Here is a 15,939-nt window from a genome sequence, read left to right as displayed (position 1 = left end):
ACAGGCTCCTTTTCAACTTATTCCACCGTTACACTTTTAGCCAAGTTTCGTGGCCGGTCTATGTCACAGCCTCTGGCACGAGCAATATAGTAGGCAAAAATCTGCAAGGGTACAACAGCCAAAAAAGGGTATAGTTCATGGTCCGTTGAGGGGATATAAAAAACGTCATTGGCAACATCTTTCATGTTACTATCACCCTGAGTAGCAATAGCAATGACGGGAGATTTACGGGCTCGCACTTCCACCACATTAGAAAAAAGTTTCTCATAAAGACTATCCTGAGGGGCGATAATCACTACGGGAATATCGCTTTCAAGCATAGCAATGGGACCATGCTTCAGTTCACCGGCAGCGAAGGCCTCGGCATGAATATAAGAAATTTCCTTAAGTTTCAGGGCTCCTTCATGAGCTAAAGGGAAAGAACGTCCTCTGCCCAGATAAAGAAAATCCCGGGATGAAGCATACTTTTCCGCTATAGGCTTAAGCATTTCCTGCCGCTCGAGTATCTCCTCTATCTGATAGGGTAATTTCAATAGACCTTTTACAAGCCGTCCCTCTTCCTCAGAGGATAGAGCCCCTGACAGCTTGGCCATGTATATTCCAAGGAGATAAAGCACTGCCAGCTGTCCAGTAAAGGTCTTTGTCGCGGCGACACCAATCTCTGGACCAGCCTTTAAAAGCAACACGTGATCCACTTCACGGGCAAGAGATGAGCCCAGACCGTTTGTAATAGCAAGACACAAGGCACCTTTACTCTTTGCCAATCGTTCGGCGGCGATAGTATCAGCTGTTTCTCCCGATTGAGACACAAAAATTGCTAGTACATCCTCTCCCAAGTGTATAGACCTTTGACGATATTCAGAGGCAATTTCCACCCTTATGTCTATGGGAAGCATCCCCTCCATGAGGCGTTCCGCGACAAGAGACGCATAATAGGATGTTCCGCACGCCACAATATGAATCTTTTTTATCTTTGCAAAAGATTCTTGACTCCAGCCAAGTTCTTTTGAAAAATCTACTGCCTCTCCTTTTATACGATCACCCATAGTGCTCCTTAGAACCGCCCCTTGTTCATTGATCTCTTTCAACATAAAGTGAGGGTAGCCGCCCTTATCCACCATGGAAAGATCCCAGTCGACTCTCTGAGAGTTTTTTTCGAGGGAAACACCTTTATCACTCCAGAAGTTTATACCCTTTGGAGTGAGGCGGGCTATATCGCCATCATTCATATAAAATACATCCTGAGTGTAGGGAAGCAACGCCGGAACGTCAGAAGCACAAAATGCTTCACCTTTCCCCCTCCCTACCACAAGGGGAGATCCTTTTCTCACGCAATACAGAGTATCAGAGTCATTTTTTAAAAGAATAGCAAGAGCAAAAGACCCTCGCAGTCTTTCGTAAATGGACACAAGAGATGCGATCATATCGCCCTTAACACTGTAAATTTGAGATATGAGCTTTGCCACTACCTCAGTATCAGTTTCTGTAATAAACTCTACCCCCTGACCAAACAGCTCTTCTCTCAGCTCTTTATAGTTCTCTATGATTCCATTATGGACAAGAACAACCTGCCCCCGCTCATCTCTGTGGGGATGAGCATTAATCACAGAAACCCCGCCATGGGTAGCCCAACGTGTATGTCCAATGCCCAAGTGTCCTTCTACATGACGAGCAGACACCATATCCTCAAGCTGCTGAACTTTTCCTATTTCTTTTAGTATCTGAACTTCACTGCCATTGTTCACTGCAATACCGGCAGAATCATATCCTCTGTATTCCAACCGTTTCATACCATCTAGAAGAACACCAGCAGCATTACGAAATCCTACATACCCAACTATTCCGCACACAGGATCAGTGCACCGCCTTTCCAACAGGCAAGAGAAGACCTATTGCTCTTTTTGTCCCAGAAATCACTTCCTGGATTTGTAGAGCAATTTTTGGGTTCGGTCTTCTGAACCCCAGGGGCATCCGCCGAATTTTCGATACTCCCCCGCCCTCGTCAACTGGAATCCCAGTCCTGGCGCTCACGAGATAAGCCGCATATTACAATTGGTTAAAAACACATAGAGAATTTAAATTTTTATTTACCTTCCCCCTTTTTATACTCTTCTACAACTTGCAGTACTATATCACGTAAAGACGGATCTTTCAGGGCCAATTCTATATTTGCCTGCAACCATCCCTTTTGCGTACCACAATCCAGTCTCCTCCCTTTATAAACAACACCCCATAAAGGTTCTTCCTTTGCTAACTGGATAAGCCCATCGGTGAGCTGTATTTCTCCCCCTGCCCCTGGTTTTACCTCTTTAAGAATGGAGAAGATGCGAGGAGAGAGGACATATCGTCCCATTATAGCCAAATTGCTGGGAGCGCACCCCTTTCCCGGTTTTTCTACCAGGTTGCAAACTTGAAAGACCCTTTCCTGAATTTTCTCAGCTTCAACTATTCCATACCGGGAGGTGTCTTCATCTGAAACCATCTCTAAGGCAATAACATTACCTCCCAAACTTTCATGTACCTCAATTAATTGAGCCAGCACTGAGGGCTGAGCAATCATTACATCATCAGGAAGAATAACGCCAAAATAGTCACCGCTGCATAGAGATTCCCCGCAGAGGACTGCGTGACCAAGCCCCAAGGGTTCGGCCTGCCGCGTAAATATAAAGCGGGCCATTTGGGGAATTTGGCGAACAAGATTTAAAAGTTCCTTTTTACCCCGCTCTCCCAGTATCTTTTCCAAGTCCCAAGTTCGATCAAAATAATCTTCGATGGAACGTTTGGATCGACTTGAAATCATGACCATTTCAGTACAGCCCGCATCTATAGCTTCTTCCACCCCATAGGAAAGGATAGGTCTATTAACGAGGGGCAGCATTTCTTTAGGAACGTCTTTCGTGGCAGGAAGAAAGCGGGTTCCTAACCCTGCAACTGGGAAAAGGCATTTAGAAACTCTCTGCTTTTGCATCCTTTCCACTCCCTTTCTACCTAGGTCAAAAAACTAACAGCACTTCATCTGTATCTGATCAACAAGATCTTTTGAAATGTCTTCCATTAATTTAGGATCTTTTGCCTCAACCAGAACCCTCATAAGTGGTTCTGTCCCTGAGGCCCGAATGAGTACTCGTCCTTGTCCCATAAGTTTCCGGTTTGCTTCCTGGGATATGTCAGTTATAAATGTGGGGTCTATAACACTATTTCGACATACCTCCACATTCCTCAAAAGCTGAGGGTACCTATCAAAACGGTCAACGAGAGAGTCGATGTCTTCTCCCATTTCCTCGCAGGCCTTCATAAAAACAAAACCAGTACAAATCCCATCACCTGTAGATGTGAACTCTCGAATAATAATATGGCCGGACTGTTCCCCCCCTAGATAAGCGCCACGATACTTCATCATTTCTAAGACGTATCTATCACCTACAGGGCAGCGAAAGACTCCGATATTATGCTTTTTTAAATGTTCCTCAAGGGAGAGATTGCTCATGACCGTAGCGACAACACCATTCCCTAATTTGCCTTTTCCCGTCAGCCATCGCGCAAGAACCCATAGAATAATATCGCCGTCAAGAATCCTACCTTGAGAATCAGTTAAGAGAACGCGGTCAGCGTCCCCATCGTAGGCAACTCCCACTTTGGCTCCGCTATTCTTCACTTGGGTGGCAATATAGGCCATGTTCATAACGCCTACACCTTCGTTGATATTAAGGCCATCTGGCACGTCACCAGAGATTTGCCATTTATGGTTCCCAACTATATCATCAATAATGTGCAAAATAGGAGCAGAAGCCCCATGAGCACAATCAAAAGCAAGAGTTTCACATGACATGGATGAAGACGAAATAAGACTTGCCAGCCATTGGGCATATACTAGAGCTATATCCTTTCTTTCCTGCACTTCTCCGATGGAAGCCCCTGTAGGGCGCCAATCATCAATTAAATCATCGCCAAGATAGTCTTCGATAGCAGCCTCTGCATCGTCATTAAGCTTGTGACCTTCGTTGTTCAGAAATTTAATTCCATTGTATTCAGCAGGGTTATGAGATGCGCTTATTACCACTCCGCCTTGAGCCTTTATATGCTTCACAGCAAAACTTACACCCGGCGTAGGAATAACACCAAGAGCCAACACCTGCGCTCCAGCCGAGAGCATGCCTGCCACTAATGCATCTTCAAGCATTTTTCCCGATCTGCGAGTATCTCTCCCCACGACAATCCTTGGACGGGGAACTCCTCTTTCCGTCAAATACAGTACATATGACCGCCCGAGACGCAACGCCATTTCTGGAGTCATTACTCCTCTGTTTGCCACATCTCTAACACCATCTGTACCGAAAAGACAACGCACTTTCTTCTCACTTTCCTCCAAGCCTTTCACCTTCCCCGCCTCCCTAATTATTCCACTTCAGCACGTACTGTAACCCGAGAGGGGTCAACTTTGACCACGTGAATACTTTTTGAAGTGTTTCTTATCTGTACTGGAACCATTAGTTTTCTTGAAACAATATTTGTCACGTTAACGTAAGGCTCGATAGGGAAATTTGTTTCGTTTATTTTTTCCACTTCAGATGGAATCCCTTCTATGGTTATGTTAACAGTGGTGGGCTCAACACTCCACCCCGGATAGATGCTATTTCCTTCAACTTCCACAGCAACATTGTTAAGGAGTTTAGACACAGTATAGGGTTTTAGAAGAATATTAACACGCACTGAAGAAGCTCCCGTATATTTTAATGACGAGTCTTCTAAAGGTTTCAATGGGACAACCATGCTTTGTTCTTGAGAAAGGCCCGTAATGTCGATAGTTTCCGTTTCAAGGCGCGAGAGAGAGCCCAAGCTAGGATAGGGACCTTCTACCTCCACTTCGGAAGGCTCTACCACAATGGCTTTCACAGAATAATCAGAATCCGGCTTGCCCACTACCTGCACGTTGACAGGAACTTTCTTTTTCGGAAGCCCCTGGGCTAGTACTGCCATAAGCTTTACTTGTCCGGGATCAATGGTCACTTCGTCTTCAAACCCTTGAGACTTGATAATTTCCACAGGAACTGTTATTTCTTCCCCGCTTTTCAGCTGGTCAAGGGTTGGAGAAACGCGAACACTTTCGATCCGAGCTAGGTCTTTCTCCACACCTTTTACAGTTATATCTTTAGGGGTAACATGGACAGACTCAAGATAAAGCCCCGATGGCAAGCCATCTTTTACTGTTACTTCCACAGGAACAACCCGTTCTACGTACCGCACCATCTCCATTGCGATCTGTGACGGATTAATACCTACCAATTTGACATCTTTTGGAACAATGGCCCTTACAGCCAAACGATACTTCCCAAGGGAAAGTCCTTTTGCGTCTACTTCACAGATAATGCTCCCTTGTTGGAGGCTGTCTAATACCCGTCGACTTCCTGAAACACTTATCTCTACAGTTTTCGCCTCTGTCTTTAATATGGTCTGAGGAGGGACATTCAAAAAATCCACCTGGCATCTAAATGTTTTCACTATTTCATTTGCCCGATCTCCTGACACATAAAACCAGAGAAGAACGGCAATGACAATAGATATTATTCTTAAAAAATTAGGGGATGAAAGAAGTGTGTCTATTTTTCTTCTTACAGGCGACATGGTAGTAAAACTCCCTTCTTCGCGGTCTATTGCCACAGAGAACGTATCTCTTCCTGTATTCTGTCCAGAAAAGAACGCCTTTCATTCTCTTCCGCTCCAAAATAATGCATAAGAAGCTTATACACCTGGTTATCCTTCAGATTTCTTGAAAGATGTCCATTAATGGCAAGGGAAATCTCTCCTCGTTCTTCTGAAACAACAAGGGCAATAGCATCTGATACTTCCGTTACTCCTAGAGCTGCGCGATGGCGAGTCCCAATCCACCTTGAAAGATTTGTATTTTCAGTCAGAGGCAAGTAGGTCCCAGCTGAAAGGATCATATCCCGATCAATGATCACTGCTCCGTCATGAAGAGGATTATCTGGCCAAAATATGGCAATGATCAGTTCTTGAGAAACTTCTGCGTTTAATCTCACCGCAGTGCTCCAGAAATCTCTCAATCCTGTTTCCCTCTGTAATACTAAAAGAGCTCCAATCTTCTGCCCTTTTAAATATCCAAGAGCCCTTGTAATTTCCTGACTGAGAGCTTCTGCTTTCTTTTGTGCTCTTTTTCTCCTCCAGATATTTCCTCTTCCCAGTTCTTCCAGCATTCGCCGAAGCTCTGGTTGAAAAACTATAGGGATAGCGATGATCAAAACGCCAAGGACCTTTCCCAAAAACCAAGAAAGGGTTCGAAGATCAAGAACGCGAGCAAGAGAAGCCACTACCCCAAGAACAAGCAATCCTTTAACAAGCTGCATTGCCCTTGTCCCCACCAGCAACAGTAACAAACGGTGGATAATCACCGTTATAATAATAATATCAAGAATATCGTGCCATCGAAAAAAATCGAGCATGTCAACCCTCCCACGCTATTTTACTTTATAACATGGATAGAAACATACGGAGACGTTGTCAAAGCAAGCAAAGCACTATATTTGACTGAGAAATGCACCTTATCGCCCACATGTAATGTTCTGCCATATTTTTCTGCATCCAGCACCATATGATCGCTAGAAGCGCCTAAAATTTCGATGCCCTCTTCAAGAGGAGAAAGTCCTTCTATTCTGGCGTCCTGTTTTCCAATAGCTGAAATAGCTCTCAACCGCACTCCTCGGTCAACAAAAGAGGGGATATTTCCAAAAGCATCTGCTGCTATTTCTCCCAGGGGGAAACTTGGTTTTCTTTTAACTTCTATGATCTCTGTTTCAAGAATCACTGTTTGTTGTTTTAAAAAAGGCAGAGGCCTTCCACCGGAAGAATCTGTTCCCAGCAATATGGCCTCGCCAATACGCAATGCATTTACATTAGACGGCATAGTGCCATCTTCAATAAGGGCCAGAGAGGACGTGCTCCCTCCTGAACAGACTTTTAAAGGGTAACCTAAAAGGCTCTCCAGTTCTTTTTCGAGAACACCCAATTCCTCTAGTTTTTCCATGGAAGGGCGGACGCCGCCAAAACAACCAAAATTCACACCCACTCCCATGCATCTCACACGTTGACATCCCTTTAGAATCTTGCCGATTTGCTCTAGCTCATCAGGCCAAATGCCTTCTCTTAAATCTCCAAGATCTATCATAAGCAAAACGAGATGATCTTTCTTTTGAAAAACACTTTCATGGTCAAGAGCACGAATTGTTTCTGGCATAGACACCACAGAGGAATCTCCATACTCCACTACTTCAGAAATTTCGCTCATCATGGGCGGGCGAAGCATCATAACAGGAACGGAAAGACGCATTTCCTTTTTTAATCGGTATAAATTCTTTATTCGGCTGTCAGCAATACCTTCACAACCGCTTTCAACCATCACATGGACAATGTCTCCCTGGGCACAGGCTCCCTTTGCCACACCATATACTCCAATATTCCACTGCCTGCATAATGAAACAATTTGCGCTGCATTGTAAGCTATTTTGTCGCAGAAGACTATAAGACGAGGGTAAATGCCCATGTCTTTGTTATCCTCCTCTTAGCTTGCGAAGTATAGCTAAATTGCCTTTATTCCCGCAACCACCCTGTGGAGTTTCTAAAAGTGCCGGAACTGCATTCCACCGCTGGTCATTCACTATAAAAGAAAAAGGCAACAATCCTAAATCTCCTTCTCCTATGTGCTGGTGTTTATCAAGATGGCTGTTACGACCATAGACGCTATCATTTAAATGCCAACAGCCGATTCTTTCAAGCCCTATCTTATCCAGAACAGATGCTACAAAGCGCTCATATGCCTCAAGAGACCGTAATTCATATCCAGAAGCAAAGAGATGGCACGTATCAAGACATACTCCGACCCTTTCATTCTTTGGGAAGTTATGGAGTATGGATTTCATTTCGACAAGAGAACTCCCAAGGACACTGCCTTGTCCCGCCATGGTTTCAAGTAGGATACGCACTCTCATATTTGAAGTTTTATCCAAAACCTGCTGCAAACTATCTATTAGCTTTTCCACCCCTTCTTCTCTGGGACGGCCACGAGAAGAACCTGGATGAACTACAAGGTCATCAATTCCAAGCATATCACAGCGCTCAATTTCCTCAATAAGGGCTACTATGCTTTTTTTTCGCATATCATCAGGAGAAGCCAGATTTATAAGATAGGAAGCATGGACCACAACTTTACGAATAGAACTATTACGCCATGCGTAAAGAAACCTCTCCGCGCGAGCCATAGAAATAGGGGCACAATGCCATTGAATCTGATTTTTGCTAAACATCTGTATAGCTTCACATTCAAGCTCTTCTCCTCGCTCTATAGCTTTCTCCAGACCGCCGGCAATAGAAATATGGGCGCCAATCAGAGGCATAAATTAATTTCTCCTTTACGAACCATAGTGATGAAGTAACGTAAGATATAAGCTGTTACTCCCCAGACGACCTTTCCGTTCGGAAGATCATAACAGGGGGTTTCGGTCACATTGCCACCATGCTCTAACCTGTAAGAACGAGGCACCTCAGGTATATCATCCAGACTCATAAACGCCGTACTGGCCACTTCCTTTGGCTCGATCAGCAAACTGGAGCTTAAAGACTCGTCAACAATAACCCCTACTACTGGATAGACTGTAAAACCACTCGATATGGCTCTATGTGGCTCTAAAAGATACAGTGGCCTTATGTTTTCCCGTTTAAGGCCTATCTCTTCTTCCGTTTCTCTTAAAGCAGTTTCGAGGGGGCCTTTGTCATAGTGTTCTCTCTCCCCGCCGGGGAAACACATTTCACCACCATGATGCTTCAAATTTAACTGGCGCTCCAAGAAAAGAATTTCAAGTTTTTCTCCTGTCTTGAAAAGAGGGATAAGGACAGCACTCAATCGTCCTTTCCCCAAAGGGGCTACTGTTTTCCATGAAGGGAAAGATGCCGATATATTACAATTTCGCGCGGTTACGTTGTTCATACTCATACAACACAGCTCCTCACGCTCTTAAATGAACACTCCCAGCGTATATTACTCCCCGGAAGCCATCTACAGTAACAGACATGCCATCATGCAAAATAGAAAGCGCGTTATTAGCGCTTACGACACAAGGAATTCCAAGTTCTAAGGCAACTATAGCTGCATGACTTGTTAGCCCGCCATGTTCCGTAATAATAGCAACAGCCTTTCTCATAGCAGGTAAAAAGTCCCTGTCTGTTTCTGAAACGACTAGAATATCTCCCTCTTCCATTTTCCCAAGGGCCTCTTCTGCAGTACGGGCCGTTTTAATAACACCAAATGCTTCTTTCTTCAAGAGGGAAAGGCCTTTCACCAGAATTCTACCTACTGTATGAACCTGCAGCATATTCGTCGTTCCAGGAATACCCATGGGGACACCTGCTGTTACCACAACAAGATCCCCTTCCTTGAGAAGTCCTTTTTTGAAGCTTGCCGTAAAGGCATTTGCCACTGCTTCATCCTGATCTTTAATATTCTCAACTAAAAGAGGTTCTACGCCCCAATAGAGAGAAAGCTCTCTCCAAGTACGAACAACTGGTGTAGCTCCTATGATCAGACATGGCGGACGATGTTTACTCACCATCTGGGCAGTGCTGCCGCTCCTTGTTAAGGACACAATCGCTGCCGCTCCCATTTCACGAGCAACTGCCACGGATGCCCCGCTTACAGCGTCTGGGATACCCGTACTTAATTGTTTTCGATGAAGGGGATGTTGCCAGAGTTCAAGTTCTTTCTCTACTCGAGCAACAATACGCTGCATAGTTTCAACGGCACGCAGGGGGTATGCCCCCTTCGCTGTTTCACCAGAAAGCATTACAGCATCAGTCCCATCAAGTACTGCATTCGCCACATCACTGGCCTCTGCTCTCGTTGGACGAGGATTCCTTATCATGGAATCAAGCATCTGAGTAGCAACGATCACAGCTTTGCCTCTTGAGCGGCAAAGGTCAATAATCTCTTTCTGAACAAGGGGAACTTCTTCTGTTGGGATCTCTACACCTAGATCACCCCTGGCAATCATAACCCCATCCACCACTTCAAGAATTTCCAATATGGCATTAACGGCCTGGCGAGTTTCAATCTTTGCGATAACCTTCATGGCGCCGCCCGCATCTTCTATTATCTTCCGTACTTCCATAATATCCTTTTGATTTTTGACAAAGGATACTGCTATATAATCCATTTCGTTTTCAAGACCCCAGCAAATATCCTTATGGTCTTTTTCTGAAAGTGCGGGGAGAGAGATAGAAGCTCCTGGAATATTGACGCCCTTCCTTTCACCCAGTTCTCCGCCTACAACAACCTGACAAAAAACATCAAGTCCCTCCACACTAGTTACTTTGAGATGCAGGGTACCATCATCAATATATATATCCTGCCCTATATTCACTTCTGAAGGAAGACTGGGGTAATTAACATATACCTCTTTAGAATCTCCCACTACGTCCCTTGTTGTTAAAATAATCTTTTGACCTTTTGTCAGCATAATAAATCCTTCTTTTAAGGCTCCGGTGCGGATTTCCGGTCCTTTCGTATCAAGAAGGGTCGCTATAGGCTTGCCTATTTCTTTTTCAGCTTTTCTGACAAGATCAAGACGAGCCTTGTGTTCTTCGTATGCTCCGTGACTAAAATTAAAGCGGGCAACATTCATGCCAGCTTCAGCCATAGAACAAAGCATTTCATATGTAGAACAAGCTGGGCCAATAGTACAGACTATTTTCACTTTCTTCATTTTAATGACCCCTTCCATCACATGTGCTATATGGTCACTCAACAAAAAACCTCATAAGCTTCTTCAGGAAGGACTGGAGCTAATCCCTTAGATTTAATCGTAGGGCCATCTACCTTTATCCCTGAAAGAAGGATTACTACGCTTCCGACTCCATTTCGAATCTCTAACAACACCTGAGAACGTCCAGGAAAGTCCTTCAAAGAACGTATAAAATTTTTCATCGAATTGGGTTGCAATAACGTTCCATCGAGAACTATCTTAACAAAGGGTGGCATTTTTTCCTGTATGGCCTGGAAAGAAACAATCTCCCTTGCTATGATGTTTCCTGACCCTCTTTCATCAAGAGTCCCACGAATAATGCAGATCTCACCTGGCACTATCTGGTCTTTTATAGAAGACCAAATCTTAGGAAAGCATATGACCTCCAGTTTTGACTCTGCATCTTCCACCTCAAGGATTCCCATGGGATCTCCCCGTTTTGTATATTTTTCATGGACGGAAAGAATCATTCCGCCTATCTGAGGAAAAAGATTTCTGCTCCTCCAGTATTTAAGATTGGAGATGCTGCATGTACTATATCTACTGACCAGCGTTTCATGCTGAGTAAAGGGATGGCCGCTAATATATAGCCCCACCACTTCTTTTTCCATGTCGAGACGTTCATAAATAGCATAATCTTCTATATCAGGAAGTTCCGGTTCAAGATCCCCACTCTCAGAATCTTCATCTAAAAGACTTAGGAGGGAACATTGGTTTTTCTCCTCGCCCTTCCTCTGAGCTAAAGCCACAAAATCAGGAAGAGCTGAAATAAGCTGGCGTCTATTCGAGTTAAGGCCATCAAAGGCTCCTGCTTTAATAAGATTTTCTATTACAGATTTGTTTACAACCCTCAAATCAACACGACATAAAAAGTTCCATAGCGAAGAAAATTCACCGCCACATTCCCGTGCCGCAATAATAGCTTCTACTGCCCCGTGACCTGCCTTCGCAACGGCTCCCAATCCGAACCGAACTACTTCGTCTACTGCGGCAAAAGACTCCATGGAAGAGTTGACATCTGGGGGCAAAACCTCTATGCCAGAATTTCTTACTTCGCGAATATAGCGAGCCATTACATCTTTTTTTGAACCTATTTGACTTGTTAGATAGGCAGCCATGAATTCTGGCTGAAAGTTTGCTTTCAAATAGGCTGTCTGATAACTGATCAAAGCGTAAGCTGCACTATGGGACTTGTTAAAACCATACCCTGCAAATTCCTGGATGATATCAAAGATTTCTTCTGCTTTTCGAGCCGGAACGTTATGTTGGGCACAACCATCAGCGAACATCTTTCGCTGCTGCTGCATTACTTCCACTTTCTTTTTCCCCATGGCTCGACGCAATAGATCGGCCTCTCCTAGGGAATATCCAGCTAGACAGGCCGCACTTTGCATTACTTGTTCCTGATAAAGGATAACCCCATAGGTTTCTTTCAATACTTCTGACAGCTCAGGGTGGAGATACTCAACTACAGCCCGTCCATGTTTGCGCTCAATATACTGATCAACCATCCCACTGCCCAAAGGACCTGGCCGATACAGAGCAAGGACGGCAATGAGATCCTCAAAACAATCCGGTTTTATCTTACGAAGCAATTGTCGCATTCCTGTGGATTCAAGCTGGAAAACACCGAGTGTGTTTCCCCTTTGTAACATTTCATAGGTCAAATTGTCATTAAGGGGAATTTTATTAAGGTCTGGCGGCGTTTTGCCATTTAACTTGATATTGTTTATAGCCTCTTCCAAAACAGACAGCGTCTTCAGACCCAAGAAATCCATCTTTACAAGTCCCAGCTTCTCCAGAGGCTCCATGGGAAACTGTGTCACAATCTGGTTTTCCCCAATCCTTCGCACTGGCACCAGATCTGTAATTGGCATAGGGGTAATAACCACGCCTGCTGCATGCTGAGAACAGTGGCGGGCAAGGCCCTCTATCTTAGAAGCGCTGTCAAGAAGCCGACTTACCGCCAAGTCTTTATGGGTGAGGTTGCGAAGGTCCTCGCTTTGATCCAGAGCCTCCGGGATTGACCTTGCTCCATCTGGAATAAGCTTAGCAACAACATCCACATCACTGTAGGGCATCCCCAATGCTCTTCCCACATCTCTAATAGCTGCTTTGCTTTTCATTCGATCAAAGGTTATTATCTGTGCGACCCTATCTACACCATATTTCCCAGCAATGTACTGCAGAAGCTCTTCCCGTCCCTTATCAGAAACATCCGTATCTATATCAGGCATGCTGATACGCTCTGGATTAAGGAAACGTTCAAAAAGAAGATTGTATTTCAGAGGATCCAGTTCAGTAATCCTTAAGCTATATGCGACAAGAGATCCAGCGGCAGAACCTCTTCCCGGGCCAATTGGAATATCACGATCCTTCGCTGCTCTTATAATGCTCGCCACGATGAGAAAGTATCCCGCAAACCCCATGTTTTTAATAACCTTCAGCTCGTAATCAAGGCGTTTTTTATATTCCTCTGGCACATTATCCTTATGAAGACGCTGTTTAAGTCCTGCCATCGCTTCCTTTTCAAGATTCGACTCAAGAGTTTCACCTTCTGGAAGGTCAAATCTTGGGAGTTTATAATCTCTCGTACCGAGGTCAAATTTCAGAGAACAGCGCTCAGCTATGGCGAGGGTGTTATCAAGAGCATCCGGTAATTCAGTCCCAAAGAGACTGTCCATCTCTTCAGGAGACCGAAGATAAAAATCATTTGTAGAAAAAGACATCCGATCGGGGTCGTTTATGGTCGCCCCAGTCTGAACGCACAGAAGTATTTCATGCCAGTCGTAGTCTTCTTTATTCAAGTAATGAGCATCATTGGTGGCGACAAGATTAAATTTGTTTTTTCTTGCCATTTGGACAAGGGCTCTATTGACCACAGCCTGTTCAGGTATGGCATTGTACATAATCTCTAGGAAAAAATTGTCTTCCCCCATAATGTCTCGATACATATGCGCCTTTGCCAAGGCATCATTCTCTTTACCCTGAAGGATCAGCGATGGAATTTCTCCCGCAAGACAAGCAGACGAAGCAATGATCCCCTGACTATACTGAGTAAGAAGATCGTAATCTATTCGTGGTCTATAATAAAAACCATCTGTATTGGCAATAGAAACAAGCTTAATTAAATTGTTATATCCTTGCTTGTTCTCAGCCAAAAGGAGAAGGTGAAAATTTCTCCCCTTTTTTTCTCTAGATGTGTGTCCATTTGGATCAACATAGACTTCACAACCAACAATAGGTTTAATGCCTGCTGCAAGGCATCTATCATAAAACTCTATAGCGCCATACATTGCCCCATGATCGGTAAGAGCCACTGCTGGCATTCCCCAGGAAGCAACCTTCTCAGCCAATTCTCCACAGCGAATGGCTCCATCGAGAAGGCTATATTCACTATGAACATGTAAGTGTACGAAAGGACGAGTGGTCATTCTTCTGTAATTCCTCCATCTAATTCTTCTACGTTGTCCTTCTTGTGGAGAAGAACTTCTCCCCCTCCCCACCGGAGAACAGTATCAACCAGGCCTGAAAAAACCGTTTCATCTTCCTCTTGTTCTTTCCCAAACTCGGGTCTGATTTCTGCAATAGGAGGAAGATCATCAAAAGGGAGACTCGATGTAGGCTCATCTTGTATTTCAACTATTGCCTCTTCAATTTCCGCTAAAAGAGGAGATTGAGAAAGATCACACTCCGTCGTTTTATCACCACAGATAATACGTAACGTCAGTTCTCCCTCAAAAACCTCTTTGATCTTTTGTTGCAATACAAAGGAGTTCCTTTCGATGGAAACAAGCTCCATGGAATACTTGCAATAATCGGGGAATTTCAGAGAAAGCACGTTTTTTTCGAGAAACACAGAGGCGAAGAGCAACGCACAATAGATGTGGATTTCTCCATAAAGGAGGTTTGCAAGCACTTTTTCCCATTTTTCTTTAAAGGCAGGGTGGTCCTCTGGCGACAGGGGGTGAGGTTTCTGAGTTTTCTCCAGCTCCTTGGTAACCAGACTGCCATGTTCTATTAATTTATTAAGAAAGAGTCCTGAGAGAACATCTGATCTCATCCCCATGCGCACTTGGGGAAGGATTTGGGCACAAAAATCCATAATCTTCAATAGATGGTCTGGATTCCAGCCCTTAGACTCCTGCTCTAAAAAATTTTTTTCTTTAGAGGAACCCTCTATGAACTGCAAAGCGCCCCCACCCCATGAAGCCACAATCCAAAGATCCCTAAATATAACAAAAAGATCTTCAACAACCTTTTGGGGGGAGGCTCCCCGTTGAAACATTTCCTGTAACTCTGAAAACACATAGATATCCCCAGAACGCACACGAGCAACCCAACGCTCAAGTTCAGGCCGACTTCCTCCCCCTAAAAGACGGCTAACATCTACCAGCTTGAGTTCATGTTCCGCCAAGGCCATAACCTGTTCTAAAAGAGATAAGGCATCTCTCATTGCACCATCAGCCTGTCTGGCTATTTCCCAAAGAGCGTCTTCCTCCGCTTTCCTGTTCTCGTTATGAACAACCATAGATAGGCTTTTTACAATATTCTGAACATCGATTTTCCTGAAAGGAATGTGCTGACAACGAGAGCGAATGGTTACCGGCACCTTATGAGGTTCCGTTGTCGCTAAAATAAAGACAACGTGGGATGGAGGCTCCTCAAGGGTTTTGAGTAAAGCATTGAAAGCGGAAAGAGAAAGCATATGAACCTCATCAATTATATAGACTTTGTATAAAGATGAAAAAGCAGACAGAGAAACATGGGCTTTAAGTTCCCGTACTTCATCTACGCTATTATTCGATGCCCCGTCTATTTCTATAACGTCAAGGCTTTCTCCTCCGTTGATAGCAAGACAATTAGGACAATCATTGCAGGGTTCTATGCTTTTTTCCTGGCCTGTACAGTTCAACGATTTGGCAAGAAGACGGGCTAAAGTAGTTTTTCCACACCCGCGAGGACCAGAAAACAAATAGGCATGACTTACCCGTTTTTCTTCCAAAGCTTTCGTAATAACCTGTACTGCTGCGTCCTGGGCCACTATTTGTTTAAACTGCGCAGGTCGATATCGACGGTAAAGAGACACTGTCATATATAAGCTCCCCTTTCGAGGGCATTCAAGTATTCCGTA

Annotated in this window: 12 protein-coding genes; all 12 read right to left on the bottom strand. The window is 44.3% G+C overall.

The window, feature by feature from the left end; translation table 11 throughout:
- Positions 1-17 precede the first annotated feature (17 nt).
- From glmS to dnaX, 12 genes are read right to left on the bottom strand one after another with little or no spacing between them, the layout of a single operon-like run.
- Positions 18-1,850, bottom strand: coding sequence for a glutamine--fructose-6-phosphate transaminase (isomerizing) (gene glmS, locus B2U56_RS03145; protein ID WP_286952245.1), 1,833 nt, complete (start codon positions 1,848-1,850; stop codon positions 18-20).
- A gap of 4 nt (positions 1,851-1,854) precedes the next feature.
- Positions 1,855-2,031, bottom strand: coding sequence for a hypothetical protein (locus tag B2U56_RS03140; protein WP_286952243.1), 177 nt, complete (start codon positions 2,029-2,031; stop codon positions 1,855-1,857).
- A gap of 52 nt (positions 2,032-2,083) precedes the next feature.
- A complete protein-coding gene (galU, locus tag B2U56_RS03135) occupies positions 2,084-2,968 on the bottom strand; it encodes a UTP--glucose-1-phosphate uridylyltransferase GalU (protein ID WP_286952242.1) in 885 nt (294 codons plus the stop codon).
- Positions 2,969-3,001: 33 nt separating this feature from the next.
- Positions 3,002-4,378, bottom strand: coding sequence for a phosphoglucosamine mutase (gene glmM, locus B2U56_RS03130; protein ID WP_286952240.1), 1,377 nt, complete (start codon positions 4,376-4,378; stop codon positions 3,002-3,004).
- 17 nt (positions 4,379-4,395) lie between these two features.
- Positions 4,396-5,658, bottom strand: coding sequence for a CdaR family protein (locus B2U56_RS03125; RefSeq protein ID WP_273015570.1), 1,263 nt, complete (start codon positions 5,656-5,658; stop codon positions 4,396-4,398).
- Positions 5,649-6,458, bottom strand: a complete 810-nt coding sequence (cdaA, locus tag B2U56_RS03120) for a diadenylate cyclase CdaA (protein ID WP_013048136.1) — start codon at positions 6,456-6,458, stop codon at positions 5,649-5,651. The genes B2U56_RS03125 and cdaA overlap by 10 nt, the downstream gene beginning before the upstream one ends.
- A 20-nt stretch (positions 6,459-6,478) precedes the next feature.
- A complete protein-coding gene (locus tag B2U56_RS03115; protein ID WP_286952236.1) occupies positions 6,479-7,555 on the bottom strand; it encodes an alanine/ornithine racemase family PLP-dependent enzyme in 1,077 nt (358 codons plus the stop codon).
- Positions 7,556-7,562: 7 nt separating this feature from the next.
- Positions 7,563-8,405, bottom strand: coding sequence for a deoxyribonuclease IV (locus tag B2U56_RS03110; protein ID WP_013048134.1), 843 nt, complete (start codon positions 8,403-8,405; stop codon positions 7,563-7,565).
- Positions 8,396-9,001: an NUDIX hydrolase gene (locus B2U56_RS03105; protein WP_286952234.1), complete on the bottom strand. Its 606-nt coding sequence runs from the start codon at positions 8,999-9,001 to the stop codon at positions 8,396-8,398. The genes B2U56_RS03110 and B2U56_RS03105 overlap by 10 nt, the downstream gene beginning before the upstream one ends.
- 13 nt (positions 9,002-9,014) lie before the next feature.
- Complete coding sequence (gene pyk, locus B2U56_RS03100) at positions 9,015-10,766, bottom strand: pyruvate kinase (RefSeq protein ID WP_286952232.1); 1,752 nt, start codon at positions 10,764-10,766, stop codon at positions 9,015-9,017.
- A gap of 38 nt (positions 10,767-10,804) precedes the next feature.
- Complete coding sequence (gene dnaE / locus B2U56_RS03095; protein ID WP_286952231.1) at positions 10,805-14,239, bottom strand: DNA polymerase III subunit alpha; 3,435 nt, start codon at positions 14,237-14,239, stop codon at positions 10,805-10,807.
- Positions 14,236-15,900, bottom strand: a complete 1,665-nt coding sequence (gene dnaX, locus B2U56_RS03090; RefSeq protein ID WP_286952229.1) for a DNA polymerase III subunit gamma/tau — start codon at positions 15,898-15,900, stop codon at positions 14,236-14,238. The genes dnaE and dnaX overlap by 4 nt, the downstream gene beginning before the upstream one ends.
- Positions 15,901-15,939: the final 39 nt, after the last annotated feature.

This window comes from Aminobacterium sp. UBA4987, assembly GCF_002396985.1.
In the GTDB taxonomy this organism is placed as follows: Bacteria; Synergistota; Synergistia; order Synergistales; family Aminobacteriaceae; genus Aminobacterium; species Aminobacterium colombiense.
Note: the sequence above shows the minus strand (reverse complement) of the source record. Positions and strands in the feature narration are given on the sequence as shown.

What these genes read in the sequence shown, in the direction of transcription:
- galU (WP_286952242.1), bottom strand. Translation starts at nt 2,968, where the DNA reads ATGCAAAAGCAGAGAGTTTCTAAATGCCTTTTCCCAGTTGCAGGGTTA.
- B2U56_RS03110 (WP_013048134.1), bottom strand. Translation starts at nt 8,405, where the DNA reads ATGCCTCTGATTGGCGCCCATATTTCTATTGCCGGCGGTCTGGAGAAA.
- pyk (WP_286952232.1), bottom strand. Translation starts at nt 10,766, where the DNA reads ATGAAGAAAGTGAAAATAGTCTGTACTATTGGCCCAGCTTGTTCTACA.
- B2U56_RS03115 (WP_286952236.1), bottom strand. Translation starts at nt 7,555, where the DNA reads ATGGGCATTTACCCTCGTCTTATAGTCTTCTGCGACAAAATAGCTTAC.
- dnaX (WP_286952229.1), bottom strand. Translation starts at nt 15,900, where the DNA reads ATGACAGTGTCTCTTTACCGTCGATATCGACCTGCGCAGTTTAAACAA.
- cdaA (WP_013048136.1), bottom strand. Translation starts at nt 6,458, where the DNA reads ATGCTCGATTTTTTTCGATGGCACGATATTCTTGATATTATTATTATA.
- B2U56_RS03105 (WP_286952234.1), bottom strand. Translation starts at nt 9,001, where the DNA reads ATGAGTATGAACAACGTAACCGCGCGAAATTGTAATATATCGGCATCT.
- dnaE (WP_286952231.1), bottom strand. Translation starts at nt 14,239, where the DNA reads ATGACCACTCGTCCTTTCGTACACTTACATGTTCATAGTGAATATAGC.